The 19,903-nt window shown below is 72.3% G+C and carries 21 protein-coding genes and 1 pseudogene; 15 read left to right on the top strand and 7 right to left on the bottom strand.

The genetic code is table 11. The annotated features are described in order from the left end of the window. The first annotated feature begins 10 nt into the window (after positions 1-10). The 4 genes from FHL80_RS19415 to FHL80_RS19400 are packed head-to-tail and all read left to right on the top strand — an operon-like array spanning position 11 to position 4,012. The gene (locus FHL80_RS19415; RefSeq protein WP_216870885.1) at positions 11-1,099 is read left to right on the top strand and encodes a LacI family DNA-binding transcriptional regulator; all 1,089 of its coding nucleotides are present in this window, start codon (positions 11-13) and stop codon (positions 1,097-1,099) included. Further along, on the top strand, positions 1,096-1,893 hold the full coding sequence (locus FHL80_RS19410) for a (Fe-S)-binding protein (protein ID WP_138735004.1): 798 nt from the start codon (positions 1,096-1,098) through the stop codon (positions 1,891-1,893). Before FHL80_RS19415 ends, FHL80_RS19410 begins: the two co-directional genes overlap by 4 nt. Next, entirely contained in the window at positions 1,890-3,371 is a 1,482-nt protein-coding gene (locus tag FHL80_RS19405) for a LutB/LldF family L-lactate oxidation iron-sulfur protein (RefSeq protein ID WP_138735003.1), read from the top strand. The genes FHL80_RS19410 and FHL80_RS19405 overlap by 4 nt, the downstream gene beginning before the upstream one ends. Further along, on the top strand, positions 3,368-4,012 hold the full coding sequence (locus FHL80_RS19400) for a LutC/YkgG family protein (protein WP_138735002.1): 645 nt from the start codon (positions 3,368-3,370) through the stop codon (positions 4,010-4,012). Before FHL80_RS19405 ends, FHL80_RS19400 begins: the two co-directional genes overlap by 4 nt. On the opposite strand, the gene FHL80_RS19395 is transcribed toward FHL80_RS19400, so the two are convergent. Next, the gene (locus tag FHL80_RS19395; protein ID WP_246078807.1) at positions 3,988-5,574 is read right to left on the bottom strand and encodes an LCP family protein; all 1,587 of its coding nucleotides are present in this window, start codon (positions 5,572-5,574) and stop codon (positions 3,988-3,990) included. The genes FHL80_RS19400 and FHL80_RS19395 overlap by 25 nt on opposite strands. A 278-nt stretch (positions 5,575-5,852) precedes the next feature. Here FHL80_RS19395 and FHL80_RS19390 point away from each other — a divergent pair, with 278 nt between their 5' ends. Both FHL80_RS19390 and FHL80_RS19385 read left to right on the top strand, forming a co-directional pair. After that, positions 5,853-6,812 carry an acyl-ACP desaturase gene (locus FHL80_RS19390; protein WP_138735001.1) on the top strand — a complete coding sequence of 320 codons (960 nt, stop codon included), beginning with the start codon at positions 5,853-5,855 and terminating at the stop codon, positions 6,810-6,812. A gap of 25 nt (positions 6,813-6,837) precedes the next feature. After that, on the top strand, positions 6,838-7,641 hold the full coding sequence (locus FHL80_RS19385) for an exodeoxyribonuclease III (protein ID WP_138735000.1): 804 nt from the start codon (positions 6,838-6,840) through the stop codon (positions 7,639-7,641). Here FHL80_RS19385 and FHL80_RS26410 read toward each other — a convergent pair. The 3 genes from FHL80_RS26410 to FHL80_RS19375 all read right to left on the bottom strand — a co-directional run bounded on the left by FHL80_RS26410 (position 7,638) and on the right by FHL80_RS19375 (position 9,095). Further along, a complete protein-coding gene (locus FHL80_RS26410; protein WP_342777345.1) occupies positions 7,638-8,003 on the bottom strand; it encodes a tyrosine-type recombinase/integrase in 366 nt (121 codons plus the stop codon). The genes FHL80_RS19385 and FHL80_RS26410 overlap by 4 nt on opposite strands. After that, on the bottom strand, positions 7,940-8,767 hold the full coding sequence (locus tag FHL80_RS26405) for an MmyB family transcriptional regulator (RefSeq protein ID WP_138734999.1): 828 nt from the start codon (positions 8,765-8,767) through the stop codon (positions 7,940-7,942). The genes FHL80_RS26410 and FHL80_RS26405 overlap by 64 nt, the downstream gene beginning before the upstream one ends. 91 nt (positions 8,768-8,858) lie before the next feature. Then, a complete protein-coding gene (locus FHL80_RS19375; protein ID WP_138734998.1) occupies positions 8,859-9,095 on the bottom strand; it encodes an alpha/beta hydrolase family protein in 237 nt (78 codons plus the stop codon). Positions 9,096-9,291: 196 nt separating this feature from the next. Between FHL80_RS19375 and FHL80_RS19370 the strand changes: the two genes are divergently transcribed. Then, complete coding sequence (locus FHL80_RS19370; protein ID WP_138734997.1) at positions 9,292-9,492, top strand: hypothetical protein; 201 nt, start codon at positions 9,292-9,294, stop codon at positions 9,490-9,492. Positions 9,493-9,789: 297 nt separating this feature from the next. Here FHL80_RS19370 and FHL80_RS19365 read toward each other — a convergent pair whose 3' ends face one another. The 3 genes from FHL80_RS19365 to FHL80_RS19355 form a co-directional block, all read right to left on the bottom strand. Continuing rightward, positions 9,790-10,170 carry a hypothetical protein gene (locus FHL80_RS19365; protein WP_138734996.1) on the bottom strand — a complete coding sequence of 127 codons (381 nt, stop codon included), beginning with the start codon at positions 10,168-10,170 and terminating at the stop codon, positions 9,790-9,792. A 38-nt stretch (positions 10,171-10,208) separates the two neighbouring features. Continuing rightward, a complete protein-coding gene (locus FHL80_RS19360) occupies positions 10,209-10,919 on the bottom strand; it encodes a GAF and ANTAR domain-containing protein (RefSeq protein WP_138734995.1) in 711 nt (236 codons plus the stop codon). Positions 10,920-11,097: 178 nt separating this feature from the next. Continuing rightward, positions 11,098-11,763 carry a GAF and ANTAR domain-containing protein gene (locus FHL80_RS19355; protein WP_246078806.1) on the bottom strand — a complete coding sequence of 222 codons (666 nt, stop codon included), beginning with the start codon at positions 11,761-11,763 and terminating at the stop codon, positions 11,098-11,100. Between the two features lie 383 nt (positions 11,764-12,146). Here FHL80_RS19355 and FHL80_RS19350 point away from each other — a divergent pair, with 383 nt between their 5' ends. From FHL80_RS19350 to FHL80_RS19310, 8 genes and pseudogenes are all read left to right on the top strand, one after another. Further along, positions 12,147-12,863, top strand: coding sequence for a Crp/Fnr family transcriptional regulator (locus tag FHL80_RS19350; RefSeq protein WP_138734993.1), 717 nt, complete (start codon positions 12,147-12,149; stop codon positions 12,861-12,863). Positions 12,864-13,557: 694 nt separating this feature from the next. Continuing rightward, positions 13,558-13,602: pseudogene (locus FHL80_RS27235) on the top strand (hypothetical protein); the annotation flags it as partial. A gap of 243 nt (positions 13,603-13,845) precedes the next feature. Then, positions 13,846-13,983, top strand: coding sequence for a hypothetical protein (locus tag FHL80_RS19340; RefSeq protein WP_246078805.1), 138 nt, complete (start codon positions 13,846-13,848; stop codon positions 13,981-13,983). Positions 13,984-14,077: 94 nt separating this feature from the next. Beyond that, positions 14,078-15,934 carry a glycoside hydrolase family 2 TIM barrel-domain containing protein gene (locus FHL80_RS19335; protein WP_138734992.1) on the top strand — a complete coding sequence of 619 codons (1,857 nt, stop codon included), beginning with the start codon at positions 14,078-14,080 and terminating at the stop codon, positions 15,932-15,934. Positions 15,935-16,034: 100 nt separating this feature from the next. Next, entirely contained in the window at positions 16,035-16,916 is an 882-nt protein-coding gene (locus FHL80_RS19330) for a hypothetical protein (protein WP_138734991.1), read from the top strand. A 385-nt stretch (positions 16,917-17,301) separates the two neighbouring features. Beyond that, complete coding sequence (locus FHL80_RS19325) at positions 17,302-17,574, top strand: hypothetical protein (RefSeq protein ID WP_138734990.1); 273 nt, start codon at positions 17,302-17,304, stop codon at positions 17,572-17,574. 25 nt (positions 17,575-17,599) lie between these two features. After that, the gene (locus FHL80_RS25720) at positions 17,600-18,058 is read left to right on the top strand and encodes a hypothetical protein (RefSeq protein WP_216870883.1); all 459 of its coding nucleotides are present in this window, start codon (positions 17,600-17,602) and stop codon (positions 18,056-18,058) included. Positions 18,059-18,441: 383 nt separating this feature from the next. Further along, positions 18,442-19,830, top strand: a complete 1,389-nt coding sequence (locus FHL80_RS19310; protein ID WP_138734988.1) for an HNH endonuclease signature motif containing protein — start codon at positions 18,442-18,444, stop codon at positions 19,828-19,830. The last annotated feature ends 73 nt before the right edge of the window (positions 19,831-19,903 follow it).

Below are 19,903 nucleotides of genomic sequence, written 5' to 3'. Positions count from 1 at the left end.
CGGTGACCTGATGCGCCGCTACCGTGTCCGCACCGCCACTCCGAGGGAGGCCCCGCTGACCGCCGGCATCCGCGACGTCGCCCTCTGGGCCGGGGTCTCGGTGGGCACCGTCAGCAACGTCCTCAACCGCCCGGAGGCGGTGAGCCCGGCGACCCGGGAGCGCGTGCAGACCGCCATCGCCGCACTCGGCTTCGTCCGCAACGAGTCGGCCCGGCACCTGCGCGCCGGGCGCAGCCGGACCATCGGGCTGGTCGTGCTGGACATCGCCAACCCGTTCTTCACCGACGTCGCGCGCGGGGTCGAGGACGTCGCTGCGGCCGCCGGGCTCGCCGTGATGCTGTGCAACTCCGACGACCGGGCCGACCGGGAGGCCGCGCACCTCGACGTCCTCACCGAGCAGCGCGTGCAAGGCGTGCTGATCACGCCCACCGCGGAGCTCTCCCCGCACGTCGAGGCGTTGCGCTCCCGGGGCACCCCCGTCGTCCTGCTCGACCGCCGCGCGACCGGCCCGGGCCAGTGCGCCGTCGCGGTCGACGACGCGCTGGGCGGCCGGCTGGCCGCCGACCACCTGCTGGAGCGCGGCCACCGGCGGATCGCCTTCATCGGCTCCTCCGGACTGCCCCAGGTGCACGAGCGGCACGACGGCGTGGCGGCCGCGGTCCGGGAGGGCGCCGGGTTCGAGGACGCGTTGACCGTCTTCTCCCCCGCGCACCTCACCGTGGCCGGCGGCCGGGAGGCAGCTGCGCAGATCATCGGGCTCCCGGCGGGCCGGCGGCCCACCGCAGCGGTCTGCGCCAACGACCTCACCGCCCTCGGCGTGCTCCAGGAGATGGTCCGGCACGGGGTGCGGGTCCCCGAGGACTTCGCCATCGTCGGCTACGACGACATCGACTTCGCCGCCGCGGCCGCCGTGCCGCTCACCTCGGTGCGCAAGCCCCGGGTCGAGCTCGGCCGGCGGGCCGCCGAACTGCTGCTGGACGAGGCGTCGGACCCCGACCACCAGCACTCCCAGCCGGTCTTCGAGCCCACGCTCGTCGTCCGCGAGTCCAGCATGGTCCGGCGTCCCAGCCGGGCCGTCGTGAGCGGAGGTATCGGATGAAGGTCGCGCTCTTCGCCACCTGCCTGGTGGACACCCTGACCCCGTCGGTGGCGCATGCCACGGCGTCCCTGCTGCAACGGCTGGGGCACGAGGTCGTCGTCCCGACCGGGCAGGCCTGCTGCGGGCAGATGCACGTCAACACCGGCTACCGGCGGGAGGCGGTGGGGATCGTCGCCAACCACGTCCGGGCCTTCGCCGGCGCCGAGGCGATCGTCGCGCCGTCCGGGTCGTGCGTGGCCTCGGTGCACCACCAGCAGGCCGACGTGGCCCGCCGGGCCGGCGACGAGGAGCTGGCCCGGGCCGCCGAGGAGCTGGCCGGGCGCACCTACGAGCTGTCCCAGTTCCTCGTCGACGTCCTCGGCGTCACCGACGTCGGCGCGTACTACCCGCACCGGGTCACCTACCACCCGACGTGCCACTCGCTGCGGCTGCTGAAGGTGGGCGACCGGCCCTACCAGCTGCTCCGCGCGGTCCGCGGCCTGGAGCTGGTCGAGCTGCCCGGCGCGGAGCAGTGCTGCGGGTTCGGCGGCACCTTCGCGGTGAAGAACGCCGACACCTCGACCGCCATGCTCACCGACAAGATGGCCAACGTGCTGTCCACCCACGCCGAGGTGTGCACCGCCGGGGACGCCTCCTGCCTGCTGCACATCGGCGGCGGACTCTCCCGGCTGCGCGCCGGCACCCGCACCGTCCACCTGGCCGAGATCCTCGCCTCGACGGAGGAAGCCGTGAGCCCGCAGCAGTCCACCGAGCCATCGCTGTCCCACCCCACCACCCCGACGGTGACCGCATGACCGCCACCGTCCCGCCGAAGGCCCCGACCTTCCTGGGTCTCCCCACGGCACCGCGCGGGGTCGGCCACCTGCGCGGCGACCAGTCGTTCCCGGACGCCGCCCGCGGCGCGCTGCGCGACGGCCAGCTGCGGGCCAACCTCGGTCACGCCACCAGCACCATCCGCGGCAAGCGCGCCCGGGTGGTCGCCGAGGTGCCCGACTGGGAGCAGCTGCGCGCGGCGGGCAAGGCGCTCAAGGCCGCCACGATGGCCCGCCTCGACGAGCACCTGGAGGAGCTGGAGCGGCAGGTGACCGCCCGCGGCGGCGTCGTGCACTGGGCCCGGGACGCGAACGAGGCCAACGAGATCGTCACCCGGCTGGTGCTGGCCACCGGCGCGCCCGAGGTGGTCAAGGTCAAGTCGATGGCCACCCAGGAGATCGGGCTGAACGAGGCGCTGGAGGCCGCCGGCCTCGACGTGTTCGAGACCGACCTGGCCGAGCTGATCGTGCAGCTCGGTGAGGACCAGCCCAGCCACATCCTGGTGCCGGCGATCCACAAGAACCGGGCCGAGATCCGGGCGATCTTCGCCCGGACCATCCCCGGCGTGGACCCCGGCCTCACCGACGACCCGCGCCGGCTGGCCATGGCCGCCCGCCAGCACCTGCGTGAGCGGTTCCTCCGGGCCCGGGTGGCGGTGAGCGGTGCGAACTTCGCCGTCGCCGAGACCGGCACGCTGACGGTGGTGGAGAGCGAGGGCAACGGCCGGATGTGCCTGACCCTCCCGGAGACGCTGATCACCGTGATGGGCATCGAGAAGGTGGTGCCGACCTGGCGCGACCTGGAGGTGTTCCTGCAGCTGCTCCCCCGCTCGTCCACCGGCGAGCGGATGAACCCCTACACCTCCACCTGGGCCGGGGTGACGCCCGGCGACGGGCCGCAGGAGTTCCACCTGGTGCTGCTGGACAACGGCCGGACGGCGGTGCTCGCCGACGAGGTGGGCCGGGAGGCGCTGCACTGCATCCGCTGCTCGGCGTGCCTCAACGTCTGCCCGGTGTACGAGCGCACCGGCGGGCACTCCTACGGCTCGGTCTACCCGGGGCCGATCGGGGCGATCCTGTCCCCGCAGCTCACCGGGGTGGAGGACAACGCCTCGCTGCCCTACGCCTCCTCGCTCTGCGGCGCCTGCTTCGAGGTCTGCCCGGTGGCGATCGACATCCCCTCGATCCTGGTGCACCTGCGGGCCGAGCACGTCGAGGCGCAGCAGAAGCCGACTGCCGAGGGGGTGGCCTTCGCGGCGCTGGCCCGGGCGATGTCGCACCCGCGGCTGTGGCACCTGGCCCAGCGGGCGGCGGGGCTGGGCCGGCTGGTCTCCCGCGGCCGGCCGACGCTGCCCAACGCCCTGCCGCCCCCGGTCTCCGGCTGGACCCGCAGCCGGGACCTGCCCACCCCGCCGGCGAGGACGTTCGTCCAGCAGTGGACCGAGGAGCACGGCAAGTGACCGCCCGCGAGGAGGTGCTCGGCCGGATCCGGACCGCGCTGGGCTCCGAGCGGACCACCCCGGCCGAGGTGGCCCGGGACTACGCGCAGGTGCACCCGGTCACGGGGCCGGAGCTGCTCGACCTGCTCGTCGACCGGGTGGAGGACTACCGGGCCGCGGTGCTGCGCTGCGCCCCCGCCGACGTCCCCGCCACCGTGCGGGCCGCGCTGGACCAGGCCCTCGGCGCCGGGTGGGCGGCCGGCGACGTCGTGGTGGCTCCCGGGCTGGCGCAGGAGTGGCGGCCGGAGGGCTGCGACGTCGACGACGACCGTCCGGCGGTGCAGCTCGCCGACCGGGCCGCGTCGGTGACCGCCGTCGCGGTGGCGATCGCCGAGACCGGTACCCTGGTGCTCGACGGCTCGCCCGCCTGCGGCCGGCGGGCGCTGTCGCTGCTGCCGGACTGCCTGGTCTGCGTGGTGACCGCCGACCAGGTGGTGGGCAGCGTGCCGGAGGGGCTGGCCCGGCTGGACCCGCTGCGGCCGCTGACCATGGTCAGCGGGCCGTCGGCGACCTCCGACATCGAGCTGCAGCGGGTCGAGGGCGTGCACGGCCCCCGCACGCTGGTGGTCGTGCTGGTTCAGCCGCCGCGGGTGGGGGGCTGACCGGCGTCCAGGGCCGCCTGGGCCTGCGCCGGGTCGTAGGCGCAGGCGTCGGCCACCTCGGTCACCGACCCGCCGTTGCCGCCCGGTGACGGCGCGGCGGCCAGCGGCGCGCTGGACGTCGCCGGCGCCGGGGCCGGGGCCGTCGGGGTGCCCGCGGGCGCGGGGTGCAGCGCCTGCTGGACCAGCGACCGGATCTTCGGGTAGTCGGGGTAGGCCGGGTTGATCACCGTGTCGTCGAAGACGACGCTGCGGATGCCGGCGGACTTCACGTCGAAGGCCAGGTCGACGACGTCACCGAGGACGGCGGAGGGCACGTCGGTGCTCACGATGTCCTGCGTCGTCCGCGCCAGGTCCTGGTACTGGCGGAGCAGGGTCACCGGGTCGGCGGCGTCGACGATGGCCTGCAGCACGCACCGCTGCCGGTCCATCCGCAGGTAGTCCGACAGGCCGTAGCGCCCGCGGGCGAAGTCCAGCGCCCGCGTGCCGGTCATGTGCTGGTCCGGCCCGGGTGCGATGTAGGCGTCGGGCAGGGCACCGGTGGCGGTGTCGCCGTTGACCGGCACGTAGTAGTTGACGTTGAGCGTGATCCCGCCGAGGGCGTCGACCAGCCGGCTGAAGCCGTCGAGGTTGACCAGCAGGTAGTAGTCGATGTCCAGCCCGAGGGCCTCGCCGACACCGAGCTTGAGGAAGTCCGCCCCCGGGTCGTCGGTCGGTCCCAGGACGTCGGGGTGGGCGGCCGGCCCGTTCCGGTAGACGGCGTTGAGCAGGCTCTCGCTCTCGCTGCCGGCCGTGAACCCGTTCGGGTAGAGGGCGGCCAGCGGGCTGTCGGCCGGGAACGGCAGGTTCTCCAGGTTCCGCGGCAGGCTGAACAGCGTCGTCGCACCGGTCGCGACCTGCACGTTCGCGACGATGACCGTGTCGGTGCGCACCCCCTCCCGGCCGGCGCCACCGTCGCCGCCGAGGAGCAGGACGTTGATCTCCTGCTTCCCGTCGAACGGGACCGAGGTGTCGGTCGGCCGGGCCACGGTGGCGCTGTCGCCGTCGTCGAAGACGCTGTCGACGAGGTCCCGCTGCGCGTCGGCGATGCGCACCACGGCGGCGGCCGGGGCGGCGACCGCCGCGCAGAGCAGCAGGACGACGAGGCCGCCCAGCGCGCGCTGCCAGCCCCGCGTGCCCCGCGGCAGCAGGGCGCGGTAGCCGGTGACGACGACGACCAGCCAGAGCAGCGCGAGCAGCACCGCCCCGCCGATCAGCCAGAGCAGCGCGGTCGAGTCGACCGCCAGGTGGACGACGTCACGCCGGCCACCGGTGGCCAGCCACACCGCACCGCCGACGAGGACCAGGAAGAGCACGAGGACCACGGCGCCCAGCCGGCGGCGGCCGCTGGCCAGGTACGCGACCCCGGGGACGACCGTACCGGCCACCGTCAGCGCCAGCGCCGTCCCGAACCCGTGCGCGGGGTGCGCACCGCGGGCGGGCCCCTGCGCGCTGGAGCCGGTGCGTGGGGGTGCCGCGGGCGTGCCCACGGGGACCGTCCCCTCCTGAGCGGCGTCGTCGCTCACGCAGCCGTCACTCGCTCGGCGGACCCGGTCATCCCCTCATGATCGCACCTGTTCGGGCACGGGGCCTGCGGCTCTGCGCACACCTCACCCGCACGGGCCGGTCGACCCTGGCCCGTCGTGACCCAGGGCACCGGACAGGCGTGCCCCGGGGCGTCGTGGGTACCGGCGGGCAAGGGGGTGCCGCCGGAACGGCAGACTGCGGGCAGCCGCGGTCGAGGTCCCCCCGGGCCCACCGCCGTCGGCCCCCCGCCGGAAGCACCCACCAGAGGAGGCACACCGTGTCCCGGACGCCGCGAGAAGCAGCCCTGCTCACCGAGCTCGAGCCGGTGGTCGCCGAGAACCTGGACCGGCACCTGGGGCTGGCCCAGGAGTGGCACCCGCACGACTACGTCCCGTGGTCGCAGGGGCGGGACTTCGCCTTCCTGGGCGGGGAGGACTGGTCCCCGGAGCAGTCCCGGCTGGACGAGACCGCCAAGGCGGCGATGTTCACCAACCTGCTCACCGAGGACAACCTGCCCAGCTACCACCGGGAGATCGCCACCCGGTTCGGCCGAGACGGCGCCTGGGGCACCTGGGTCGGCCGCTGGACGGCGGAGGAGAACCGGCACGGCGTCGCGCTGCGCGACTACCTCGTCGTCACCCGCGGGGTCGACCCGGTCGAGCTGGAGCGGGCCCGGATGGACTACATGACCTCCGGCTACGACTCCGGCGACAAGACCCCGCTGGAGGCGGTCGCCTACGTGTCCTTCCAGGAGCTTGCCACCCGGGTCAGCCACCGCAACACCGGCAAGGCCACCGGCGACCCGATCGCGGACCGGCTGCTCGCCCGGATCGCCAAGGACGAGAACCTGCACATGGTCTTCTACCGGAACATCGTCTCGGCGGCGTTCGAGATCGAGCCGGACGCCACGATGCGCGCCGTCGCTGACGAGGTCATGCGGTTCGAGATGCCCGGCGCCACGATGGCCGGCTTCCGGAAGAACTCGGTGATCATCGCCAAGGCCGGCATCTACGACCTGCGGCTGCACCACGACGAGGTCATCCAGCCGGTGCTCCGGGCGTGGAAGGTCTTCGAGCGGACCGACCTCGGCCCCGAGGGCGAGCGCGCCCGGGAGGAGCTGGCCCAGTTCCTCGCCGGCCTGGACGCCCAGGCGACGAGGTTCGTGGAGAGCCGCGACCGGATGCGCGCCCGGCTGCAGGCCCGCGCCGACGAGGCCCTCACCCCGCTGCCCCGGTGAGGGGACCCGCCTAGGCTGGGTCCCCGTGCGACTGGCCACCTGGAACGTCAACTCCATCCGCAGCCGAGCCGACCGGGTGGAGGCCTGGCTGCAGCGCAGCGACGTCGACGTCCTGGCGCTGCAGGAGACCAAGTGCAAGGACGAGCAGTTCCCCGAGGACCGCTTCCGGGCGCTGGGCTACGACGTCGCGCACGTCGGCCACTCGCAGTGGAACGGGGTCGCGCTGCTCTCCCGGGTGGGCCTGACCGACGTCGAGGTCGGCTTCCCCGGCATGCCCCCGTGGTCGTCGAAGGAGGGCGTGGAGCCCGCCCCCGAGGCCCGGGCGATCGGCGCCACCTGCGGCGGCGTGCGGGTGTGGAGCCTCTACGTGCCCAACGGCCGCACGCTCACCGACCCGCACCTGCAGTACAAGCTCGAGTGGCTCGAGGCGCTGCGGGTCGCCGCCGGCGGCTGGCTGAGCCAGGACGCCGAGGCGCAGGTCGCGCTGGTCGGCGACTGGAACATCGCCCCCCAGGACGACGACGTCTGGGACATCTCGGTGTTCTCGCACTCCACGCACGTCAGCGAGCCGGAGCGGGCGGCGTTCCGCGGGGTGGTCGAGGCCGGGTTCACCGACGTCGTCCGGCCGTACACGCCGGGGCCCGGGGTCTACACCTACTGGGACTACACCCAGCTGCGGTTCCCCCGCCGGGAGGGCATGCGGATCGACTTCCAGCTCTGCTCCCCCGCGCTCGCCCGCCGGGTGACAAATGCGCTGATAGATCGCGAGGAGCGGAAGGGCAAGGGGGCCAGCGACCACGCACCGGTCGTGGTCGAGCTCGCCGACTAGCGCCCCGAGCGGCTGCCCTGGGGCACATCTGGGGCACACGCGGCCCTTGCTGCGCCCCACGCGGCGTCCACCGCTCGCCGCGTCCGGTCCTCGCTGTCCGGCATGAGATGGCCGTAGGTGGACAGCACGAGGGCGGCGTCGTCGTGTCCGAGGCGCTCGGCGACCGCGACCGCTGACTCGCCGGCGGCCAAGAGCAGTGACGCGAAGTGGTGCCGCAGGTCGTGGCTGGTCGTTCCCGCCGGCAGACCGGCCGATGCCACCGCTCTCCGGAAGAGCTGGTGCCCGTAGTACATGTGGCCTATGGGCGTTCCCGCGCCCGTGGTGAAGACCGAGCCGTCGACGCCAGCCGGGTAGGTCGCCAGATGCCCGGCAATCGCGTCCAGGATGACCTGTGGAGCCGGGATCGTCCTGCGGGACCGGGGCGTCTTGGGCTCCGAGCGCTCCTTGCTGCCGCTCGTGAACTGCCACTCGACGCGGACGGTCCGTCGGAGGAAGTCGGGCTGACGACGGACAGCTCACCGACCAGCGCCGCGAGCTTGGGGTCGGTGGGGTTGTCGGCGGCCTGCCGGCGCAGTTGCGCGACGCCGGTGCGGGCCATGGCCTCCCAGTCGTCGTAGAGGTCCTTGACCCGCTGGTTGGTGAACACCATCCGCACGTAGTTGCGCTCGCGCGCAGGCATCTTGTCGACGTCGGCCAGGAGCGCGGCGGCCAGGCCGTTCCAGGCAAGGATGTCCAGGTACTTGCCCACGATGAACGCCGGTGTCTCGGTCAGCTGGTCCAGCAGCCGCTGCAGCTGGGGGCGGACGGGCTTGGCGCGTCGCTGCGGCAGGGTCCGTCGTCCGGCTCGCTGGGCGAGGCTCTCGACGTACTCCCGCTGGTCCGGTGCGAGGCGCAGGGTCTCGGCGATGGCATGCAGAACGGGTTCGGACGGCGCGAGCCGACCCTGTTCGATGCGGGTGTAGTAGTCGTGGCTGATCGCCACGCAGTCGGCGACCTCCTCGCGGCGAAGACCAGCGACGCGGCGGGTGGCCGCTTCACGGGAGGGCAGCCCTAGCGCCTCCGGCGTCACGTCCGCCCGTCGGGCCCTGAGGAACTGGCCCAGCTCTTCCAGGTGCGGGTTCTTCACGGTCGGGTCTCCCGCCGGCGGTGGAGTGCGCCGCGCCCGGGATGGTCGTCCCGGGCGCGGCGCCGGTCATGGGCCAGGCCGGCCGGCGGTGTCAGGCGGCCAGGTGGGTGCGGAAGAACCGGGTCACGTTCGCCACGGCGTTGTCGATCTGCGCCGGAGAGTCGTAGTAGTCCCAGTGGTTCCCAGAGCCCCACACGAGCTCCTTCTCACCCGCGATGCCCTCGTAGAACTTCTTGGCCTCATCCGGGAAGGCAGACTCGTCGGAGTGCACGACCATCGTCGGGGCCGTGATCTGCGGCGCCTGGCTCACCGGGTCGAACTCCGACACTTCGGCCGTCTTGCTTCCTCAGACGTGAGACACGGCTGGGAGCGAGACGGCCGCGACCCGCTGACGAGGCTGTTCGCGCGCCAGCGCGACACAGGTGAATCATCGGCGCGCCGCGAGTCGCTTAGCCGCTCGAGTTCCCTGACCGTGATCGAGGAAGGCATAGGCGCCCACCTGGTTACGCCGTAAGTTGCCTGCCGTGCCTCGCTACCGGTTGGGTTGCGAGCAGACGACCCTTGAGGTGTTCGAGGCGGTCAGTGACGAAGACGCTCGGGTCGTCAGCCGTCACCTGTCGGTGGCCCACGACCACCGAAGTGATCCGGTCATGCGCCCAACCTCCTGCCTGGAAGGCGTGGCCGATGCGGGCTGGCGGCCGGTTTTCCGCTGGATGCCGGCCTGACCGACGCCCTCCGGCTGCAGGCTCTCGGCCCGTCCATCGAACCGATCCCAGGCCCCGCCGCCTCAACACGCTCGTGGGGTGACGGGGCGGTGTGCGTCCTTGTCGGCAGGCGTTGAACCCAGGCCGTGCACACCCCACGTGCGGCTGCCGAGCACACGTCCGGCCGCGTCTTCCCTCGCGGATCACAGACCTCCTCAAGGAGTCCTCGCGGCTCATGTCGCGAACAAGGGTCAGGGGTCGCGGGCGCACTCAGCGGCCACCGCGAGCCCGCGATGGTCGTGGGTTGTGGATGTCGACTCAGCTGGCCTTCGGCGGTGATCGCGGCGGCGAAGCGGGTGGCTGGTCCTCGCCCCGGGGCGGTGTCACTTCCGCGTCCGGTGCGCTCAGCCGGGTGGCGTTCGGCCTGACGGCGAGCAGCCGGTCGATGACGGCGTACAGGGCGCTGTCGACCGCGCCGTCGTCACTCGGCGCCGAGAGCGGCACCCGCAGGGAGCGGGAGAACTCCTCGAGCGCTTCGTTGACGGTTTGGGCCAGCACGTCCTGCTGGAAGGTGTCCAGGGGCAGGAGGCCCTGCAGGTAGCCGTCGATGTCGAAGGCATCGCTGGTCCCGCCGAGGGCCACGTAGCGCAGCCACAGCTGCTGAACGGTCAGGCCCGACCCGATTCGGGCGGCCTCCATGGATACATGCCGGTCATCTGTGGACATCACGGGCCGTCTCAGCGCGGCTGGGAGTCGGCCGAGCGCGCGAGGACCGTGGTGAGCAGGGCGCGCGCGATCTCCTCGACCGGCCGATTGGTCTGCCGCGCCGCGGCGGCCAGCGTCGCGAAGGCCTCGTGCGCGCTGGCCGCCCCGCGCCCCAGCAGCACGCCCACCGCCTGGGCGATGGTGTCCCGGCTGGCCAGTGCCCCGGTCAGCTCCCGGCCCAGCCGTCGAGCCTCCTGCAAGCTCTGGGTGTTGGACAGCAGGATGGCCGCCTGCTCGGCGAGCAGCCCCATGATGTGTTCATCGTGCGGCCCGTAGTTCATCGGGCGCTCGCAGTAGACCTTCATCGCCCCGATCGCCTCACCGCCGACGATCAGCGGCGCGCTGAGCACCGAGCGCACGCCGAGAGCCTGGACGGCGGTGTTCCAGCGTGGCCACCGGCCGTCGGTGGTGGTGTCGTCGATGCGCACCAGCTCACGGGTCGCCCAGGCGGTCAGGCACGGTCCCTCGTCGAGCTCGTACTGCAGCGCGTCGGCCTCCTCCACCGCCTGGTTGGAGGCGGCCCTGGAACGCTTGCCGTGTTCGTCGACGATGGTGACCGCAGCACCCAGGGTGCCGGCGGTGGTGGCGGAGGCCAGGCTGGTGACCAGCTCCAGAGCGGTGTCGACGGTCTCCCGGGACAGCATCAGCCCCGACATCTGGGCCAGCGCCGCGGACAGATCCAATGGCGGAGCACCTGGGACGTCGTAGGGAAGGTCATCGGGGCGATCGGTGGACTGGGTCACGGCTTTCCCATCGGAGTGCTGCCTTCAGCTGACAGTGGCGGATGCGCTGGCCGGCTCGGGGGTGTGCACGACACGCGGTTGCCAGGCTCGGGCCCCGGCCTGGTCATCGGCATGATCGTCAGAGTTCGCCGGTGAGGACCAAGTCCTCAGCAACATTGCGGAGCTTCCTGTTGGCGCGCTGAGAGGCCTCAGCCAGCAACCGGAAGGCCTGGTCGGCGGTGAGTTTGTGGCGTTCGATCAGGATGCCCTTGGCCTGCTCGATGACCGCCCGGAACTCCATCGCGCTGCGCATGTTCTCAGCCAGTTCCCGGGCGTCTTGAAGGGCGTCGATGTTGGTGAGCGCGACCGCGGCGAAGTCGGCGAACCGGGCGATCGTCTGCCGGTCCTCCTCGCTGAAGGCCTCGACCTCGGAAACGTAGACGTTGAGCCCGGCCGACAGCTGCGCGGCCGGCACCGGAACTGCCAGCAAGCTGAGCGCACCGGCGTTCAGGAAGGCCGGCATGTAGTCCGGCCACCGGGTCTCGGTCCGGCCATCGCTGATCTCGATGACGTGTCCGCCGATCGCGGCCTCGACGCAGGGGCCACGCCCCTGCCGGTGCTGCGTCTCATCCAGCGCCTGCGCTCGCTGGCCTGTGCACGCCGCCGTGGTCGGCTGGTCATTGCGGACCACCGTCATCGAGACGTCCCAGACCCCCGGCATCACCCGCGCAACCAGGTCCACGACCTTCTGCAACACCGTTTGGGTGGACTGCCCATCCAATATCAACAGGGCGAGCTCGTCCAACGCGGCCCCAGCCGCCTCCCGGCGCTGACCTTCACGGGGTTCTGACACGGACGCTGGCCCTTCCAACCTGACCTGACTCTGAGGTCCTGGCCGTTGGCGGTCCGCCCCAGGAAGGGGAAGGAAAGGGAAGCACTCCGAGCCGGCTGACCCTGAGCCCTCCCTCGCTGTGCACGGTACCCGACATTGGGGAGGGTGGAACCTCGCTCCCCACGCCGGCTGCCGACGGGCGTCGTCCAGGCGGACTCCTGCGTCGGCTTGACACGGCGGAGGAAGGTACAGCCATCCCCTCAGCGGGGAGTCTCCGCCCGAGCACGTGACCGTGGGTGAGGAATTATTCTTCGCCGCGACGGTCGCAGCACCAGGCACACACCGGAGATCTACCCGTGGCAACTGCTCTGAGCACCGCCCGTCGCAACGCCGTCCTCGACGGTCTGACCGACGACGACCTGACCACGCTCCTGCCCGACCTGACGCAGGTGACGCTCGAACTCGGCGACGTCCTGCACGAGGCGGGACAGCCCGCGCAGTCGGTCTACTTCCCGATCGTCGGTGTCGTGTCCGTCGTCGCCGTCCTGGGTGAGAACCAGGTCGTGGAAACCGCCACTGTCGGGCGGGAGGGCATCGTGGGAATCTCGGTGTTCCTCGGCACCGACGCCCCCACCGAGCGATCCCTCGTCCAGGTCGCCGGCCAGGCGCTCGCCATGAGCGTCGAGGACTTCCGGAGCAACCTCGCCGACGTCGACGGCCCACTGACCGCGATGCTCCGCCGCTCGGCCCAGGCGCTGTTCACGGTGGTGTCCCGCAACGCTGCCTGCAACCGGGTCCACACCGTGCGCCAACGCGCCGCCCGCTGGCTGCTGATGACCGCAGATCGCATGGACGCACCGACCTTCGACCTCACCCAGCACTTCCTCGCCCAGATGCTGGCCGTCCGCCGCACCTCCGTGGGCGAGGTCGCCCAGGCCCTGGCCGACGACGGCGCCATCACCTACACCCGCGGCAGCATCACCATCACCGACCCCGAGCGCCTGCGCGCCGCCGCATGCGACTGCTACGACGTCATCCGCCGAGCCACCGACAAGGTCCTGACGAGCAGCTGACGAGAGACACCCACGCGGCGTCACCCGCAGACGTTTCGCCGCGTCCCCCCGCCGGGGGCGGGATGCCTGGTCGGGGAACCACCCGGCTGCTGGGCGGCGTCGGGAGACGACCATGACCACCCCGCCAGGGCCGGCGCGCCCTACCGCTGGACGACAGCACCCTGTCGGCTCTGCCGGCAGCGGTCGCCACACCCGGCTATGACCGCGCCGCGCTGCGACCCGGCGTCGTCCACGTCGGCGTGGGCGGGTTCCACCGCGCACACCAGGCCGTCTACTTCGATGACCTCGCCCGGCGCGGGTACACCGACTGGGGCGTGGGTTGGCGTCGGGCTGCACAGCCGCCAGATCGGCGAGGTGCTCACCGCCCAGGGCGGCCGCTACCTCCTGGTCGAGCGCGGCCCCGAGGCGGAACACCACCCGGGTCATCGGCTCACTGGTGCGGTACCTGTACGGCCGGACCAGCCGTCGGCGGCGCTGGCCGTGCTCACCGACGAGCCCACCCGCCTGGTGACCCTGACGATCACCGGGAACGGCTACCGCATCGGCCCGCACTCCGGCGAATTCGACGGCGACGACGAGCACCTGGCCACCGACCTGGAGGACCCGGGCGAGCCGGCCACGCTCTTCGGCTACCTGGTCGAGGCGCTCTCCCGCCGCCGGGACGCCGCCGTTCACCGTGCTCTCCTGCGACAACATGCAGTCCAACGGCGCCGCTGCGCGCAGGGCGGTGGTGTCCTCCGCCCGGCTCCGAAACCCGGACCTGGCCGACTGGCTTTCATGGTCATCTACGACGCCAACGTGCTCTACCCGTCCTTCGGGGCACGTTTGGGGCACACGAGCCCGTGATCGGACGCAATCGGCACTGATTGACTGGAATGTATACCTGCAGGTCAGACCACGTCTCAGGACGTCCGCGCTGCTCAGGGACACCCTCGGATACGTACTGGGACTACACCCAGCTGCGCTTCCCCGCCGCGAGGGCATGCGGATCGACTTCCAGCTCTGCTCCCCCGCGCTCGCCCGCCGTGTCGCCGACGCCCGGATCGACCGCGAGGAGCGCAAGGGCAAGGGCAAGGGCGCCAGCGACCACGCCCCGGTCGTCGTGGAGCTGGCCGACTGACCCAGCCGGGTCCTGTCCTCGGTGTCCGGCCACCCACCCCACGATCTCGCACCGGCACGCTCCAAGCGGGCGTCACGAGGGTAGGGCCGCTCGCATGCACCCGAGCACCGTCGAGCACCCGCGCCCCCAGCTGACCCGCCCGGAGTGGGACGACCTCTCCGGACCGTGGGGGTTCGCCTTCGACGACGGCTCGGTCGGCATCACCGACCACTGGTCGCGGCGGGCCGACGTCTTCGACCGGGAGATCCAGGTCCCGTTCCCCTTCGAGTCGCCGGCCAGCGGCATCGGGGACACCGGCTTCCACCCCGTCGTGTGGTACCGCCGCGAGGTGCAGGTGACGGCACGGCCCGGGCACCGGGTGCTGCTGCACCTGGGCGCCGTTGACTACCGGGCCCATGTGTGGGTCAACGGCCGCGCGGTGGCGTACCACGAGGGCGGCTCGACCCCGTTCACCGCCGACGTCACCTCCGCCCTGGACGAGTCCGGGGAGCAGGTCGTCGTCGTCCGCGCCGAGGACTCCCCGACGGACCTGCGCCAGCCCCGGGGCAAGCAGGACTGGCAGCGGGAGCCACACGCCATCTGGTACGACCGCACCTCGGGAATCTGGCAACCGGTGTGGCTGGAGCAGGTGCCCGAGACCCGGGTGCGGGCGCTGACCTGGACGTCGGACGTCGACAGCTGCAGCCTCGACCTGGCGGTCAGGGTGCGCTCGGAGGGGATCCCGGGGCTGCGGCTGCGGGTCGTGCTGCGCCAGCACGGCCGGGTGCTCGCCGACGACACCTACCGGGTGCACGGCGCGGAGGTGCACCGCCGGATCACGCTGGGCGGCGGGGACATGAGCCTGGGCCACTCGGAGATGCTGTGGGCGCCCGAGTCACCGAACCTGATCGAGGCCACCCTGACGCTGCTCGGCGAGGACAACGCCGTTCACGACGAGGTGGGGAGCTACACGGCACTGCGGAGCATCTCCGCATCGCAGGGCCGCGTGCTGCTCAACGGCCGGCCGTACTACCTGCGGCTGGTGCTCGCGCAGAACTTCTGGCCGGAGTCCCACCTGGCCGCGCCGGACGGCGACGCGCTGCGCCGGGAGGTGCAGCTGGTGAAGGACCTCGGCTTCAACGGCGTCCGGCTGCACCAGAAGGTCGAGGACCCGCGCTTCCTGGCCTGGTGCGACCGGCTGGGGGTGCTGGTCTGGGCGGAGATGCCGGCCGCCTTCGAGTTCTCCACCGCGACCGTCGAACGGCTGACCCGGGAGTGGCTGGACGTGGTCGACCGGGACCGCAGCCACCCGTGCGTGATCGCCTGGGTGCCGGTCAACGAGAGCTGGGGGGTCCCGGCCCTGGAGCGGGCGCCCCAGCAGGAGCACCTGGTCCGAGCCCTGTACCACCTCACGAAGTCCTACGACCCGACCCGGCTGGTGATCGGCAACGACGGCTGGGAGCAGCCGGTCACCGACGTGCTCACCGTGCACGACTACACCGCCTCGGGGGCCGTGCTCACGGAGCGGTACGGCGACCACGCCGCGCTGGCGCACACGCTGAGCCACATCCAGCCGTACTACCGGGCGGTCGTGCTGCCGGGCGCCACGGTCGCCGACGCCCCGGTGGTGATCAGCGAGTTCGGTGGCATCTCGCTCGACGTCGGCGGCGCGGAGGCCGCCGGATGGGGCGGGTACGGCGCCGTGCGCGACCCGGCCCTACTGCTCGCCGGGTACCGCGAGCTGGTCGGTGCGCTGCTGGACAGCCCGGCGGTGGCCGGCTTCTGCTGGACCCAGCTCGCTGACACCCAACAGGAGCGCAACGGGCTGGTGACGGCGTCCCGACGGCCCAAGGTGCCGGTCGAGGAGATCCGTGCCGTCACGACCCGGGTCTCGGCAGCGGTGCCCGGCGACGCCGTGGGGGAGTTCGCCTACGGCGACTACACCCCGGGGGCGCCCGCTGGGCTCGGGTGACCGCGCCGCCGCCTGGGACCCCTTCCTCCGCCCTCGCCTTGCCTGCGTCACCGCGGGGTGGGACGGTGCGGACAGCTCAGCGTTCGAGAGGAGTCCGGCATTGGCTCGCGACCTGGTCATCGCACGCGTCGGCCGCAATTCCCTCCACCGGGCATGGATCGATGAGGGCAAGCCGCGCGGCTGGGACCTCTATCTGTGCCCCTTCCAGGAGATCCCGCCGCAGACGGGGGTGGACTGCACCGTCGGGGAGGTGATCCCCGGGCCGAAGTGGACGGGGCTGCGCACCCTGCTCAACGAGTGGGACGGCTGGCGCGACTACGACAACATCTGGCTCCCTGACGACGACATCCTGACGAACCAGGACACGATCAGCGCGATGTTCGAGGCAGCGGCCGCGCTGCAGTTCAAGCTCTTCACGCCGTCGCTGCAGGAGAACTCCCACTACGGGCACTACATCATCATGCGGAACCGGAACTTCTTCGCGCGCCGCGTGAGCTTCGTGGAGATCATGGTCCCGGGCTTCAGCCGTCCGGTGCTGGAGCAGTTGCTCCACACCCTGGACCTGTCGACGTTCGGCTGGGGGTGGGGCCTCGAACCGGTCTGGGCCAAGCTCCTCGACTACGAGGACCTGGGCATCCTGGACGCGGTCCCGGTCCTGCACACGCGGCCGGTCGGCAAGCTCCGCGATGCCGACCTCCACCGCCGCATGAGCGAGGAGAACGACCAGATCCTGGCGGCCCACGACGCTCCCCTGCAGATGGTGACGTTCGCCGGGATCGGCCCGGACCTGAAGGACATGGCCCTCACCCCGGACGAGCTGCTGGTGAGACTCGTCCAGGGGTGGGACTACCTGTTCGCCGAGAACCCGGGCCTGCTGCGCTGGATCGTCGGGCACCAGGCGCCGTTCTTCAGCTGGCCCGACTATCCCGTCCTGGGCACGCCCGCGAGCCCGCCGGCGTGGCCGGGCCTGGGCAAGCGCTAGAACCGGTTCCGAGGTCGTCATAGGTGTGATCAGTGAGGGCATGCACATCGACCTGTGGCTCTGCTCCTCCACGGTGGTCGACCTCGGCGGCTGACGCACCGACCAGGCCCATGGAGCACATCCGGACCACACGTGCACGATCCGGGCTGGCCGAGGTCTCCTGCCCAGCCGAGTGGCGGGCCGACTGCGGGTGCCGTAGGAATGACTGCCGGAGAGTCCCAGCAGTGCGGACCTCTCGGTCCGTGTGCTCCCGGACCAGCGACGAGCACGTCGCCCACCAGCTCTCAGTCATCCGAGCAGCCCGATGCAAGAGCGCTCTCGTGTCCCGGCTGCCACCGTGTGCACCCTGCGGCGGGCCCATCAGACGCACCTCCAGGAGGACCCCGTGGCGAACACCGCCCAGCGCAGCACACGCGACCGTCGTCTCAGCACCGAGACGAAGGAGTCGACGAAGACCACCGAGCTGTACGTCTACATCGCCGCAGTGGCGGCCGTGGTGATCACTGCCTTCGTCGTCGGGAACGGCGACGGCGGCGGCGACCCGTTCGGCGCCTCCGAAGCCCTCCGCTACATCACGTACCTCACCATCGGCTACATGGTGGCCCGCGGTCTGGCCAAGTCGGGTAGCCGGGACTTCTACGACGAGCAGCGGAACTGACCTCCACCGGTCGGCAGAAGGGGCCGTGGCACCCATGTCGCGCAACCAGCGCCGGAAGAAGCGCAACAAACCCGGCGGCGGCCAGAACGCGAACCGCAATGCGAACCGCGACGACACCAAGGCCCAGTCCGCAGGAGTGGTGCACCACCGCTCGAGCACCGAGACGAAGTCCTCGCTGAGGACGACCGAGTTCATCGCCTACGCCGGCGCCGTTCTCGCCGTCATCATCACCGCGCTCGCCGTCGACGAGGACGGCCGAGGGGGCAGCGACCCCTTCGGGACCGACTCAGCTCTCCGTTACATCACCTTCCTGACCTTTGGCTACGTGCTCGCCCGCGGCCTGGCAAAAGCCGGGAGCCACGAGAATCGCGTCGAGCACGACACCGATCTCGACGACGCCGGTGACGACGACGGGGAACCAGCCGTCGTGCCGTCCGACCGGGTCCAGCGCCCCGCGGCCGAGGACGCCGACGTGAGGCCGTGAGCACACCGTGGTGACGTACACCTGCAGCTCGGACGCTCAGCCGATCCGCTCGGCCAGGGACACGATGATCCCCTCGGGTCCGCGCACGTAGGCCATGCGCCAGACGTCCTCGTACTGACCGATGCCGCCGACCAGGCCGTAGCCGTCATCGCGACGGGCGATCCCGGTCCGGGGTCGGGCCGGGCGAGGCTCGACAGCTCCAGCCGGGTGCTTCCATCCGGCGGCCGCAGCATGACGATCTCGGTGCGGAAGCCGGGGCTCCTCCGCAGTTCGTCCGGTCGTCCAGCCCGCGGACCGACCGTACGGTTCCGGACGGTTCCGCGGAACCGTCGCACCCCGCTGACCAGCCGGTTCTGTCGGAGCCTGACGCTAGGTTCGAACACGTGATCGAGACGACGGAGTCCCTGCTCCCTTCCGCTGACGAGCCCGGCGGCGTCGAGCCGCTGGACGAGCTCGGCGACCGGATCTGCGCCGGTGCCGTGCAGCTGGCCGCCGCCACGTCCGCCTGGCTGCGGCTGGTGGCCGAGTTCGACGAGCGTGGGGGATGGCACGGCGTCGGCATCACCTCGTGCGCCCACTGGCTGGCCTGGAAGTGCGCTCTGACCCCGGGCACTGCCCGGCAGCACGTCCGGGTGGCGCGGGCGCTGCGGGGGCTGCCGGTGACCGCGGCGGCATTCGCGTCCGGCGAGCTGTCCTACTCCAAGGTCCGTGCTCTCACCCGGGTCGCCGAGCCCGGCACCGAGGGAGAACTCGTCGAGTTCGCCCGGCACGCGACGGCGTCGCAGGTCGAGCGCACGGTCCGGGCGTGGCGGCGGGCCGACGACGTCGACGCCGGCCGGGTCCGCGACCGCCGCCGGTTCTCCTGGTGGACCGAGGAGGACGGCATGATCTCGATCCAGCTCCGGATGGAGCCCGAGGCGGGCGCGGAGTTCCTCGCCGGCATCGAGTCACTGGCCGAGCGGGACGCCCGCCGTGATCGCGCGGCCCGGAAGCGGTCGGCCGGTGACGTCGGCGAGCCGGCAGCGGACACGGACGAGGTCGTCCCGGTGACCGTCACCACGGAACGCCGGTGCCGGGCACTCACCCAGCTGGCCTCCGCGGCCGCTGAGGCCGACCGTCGGGCCGGGGACCCGCCGCGGCGGGAGGTGGTGGTCGTCGTGGACGTGGCCGTGCTCGCCGACGACGAGGCCGCCGGCCGGGCGGCGCTGGAGGGCGGGCCCGCGCTGTCCCCGGCCCAGGCCCGCAGGCTGGCCTGCGACGCCGCGGTGACGGCCATCGTCACCGACGGAGCTCAGGTGCTGGCCCAGGGCCGGGCCCGCCGCTACGCCACCCGGGCACAACGGCGGGCGCTGCTGATGCGCGACGGTGGCTGCGCGGTACCGGGCTGCGAGGAGAACCGGGTCGAGCGGCTGCACGCCCACCACCTGCGCTCCTGGCTGGCCGGCGGACGCACCGACGTGTCGAACATGGTGCTCCTCTGCGACGTCCACCACGGGCTGGTCCACGACGAGGACGTCCGGCTCAGCCGCCCCGGCGGTCGGTTGGTCGCCGTGGACGCCTGGGGCCGGCGGCTGTGGGAGCCCGACGACGAGGGCAGGGTCACCACGCCGCGGTTCCGCGGGACCGCCGCCGACCGCCCGCTCGACGACCTCGTGCCGGACCCCGATCGCCTGCCCGCCGCCCTGCCCTCCGACGGTGAGCGGATGGACCTGCAGCACGTCGTCTGGGCGCTCATGGCTCACCGGGACGTGGTGCGCCGACGCGCCGCCTGACCAGGAAGGACCCAGCGCCGGAGACCGTTGCACCAGGCGATGACCACCGCGCTCGCCGCCCCCGCCTCCGCCC

The sequence above is a fragment of the Modestobacter excelsi genome (assembly GCF_005930495.1).
GTDB classification, from domain to species: Bacteria; Actinomycetota; Actinomycetes; order Mycobacteriales; family Geodermatophilaceae; genus Modestobacter; species Modestobacter excelsi.
The sequence above is the reverse complement of the archived record's forward strand: the minus strand, read 5'-3'. Positions and strand labels throughout refer to the sequence as shown.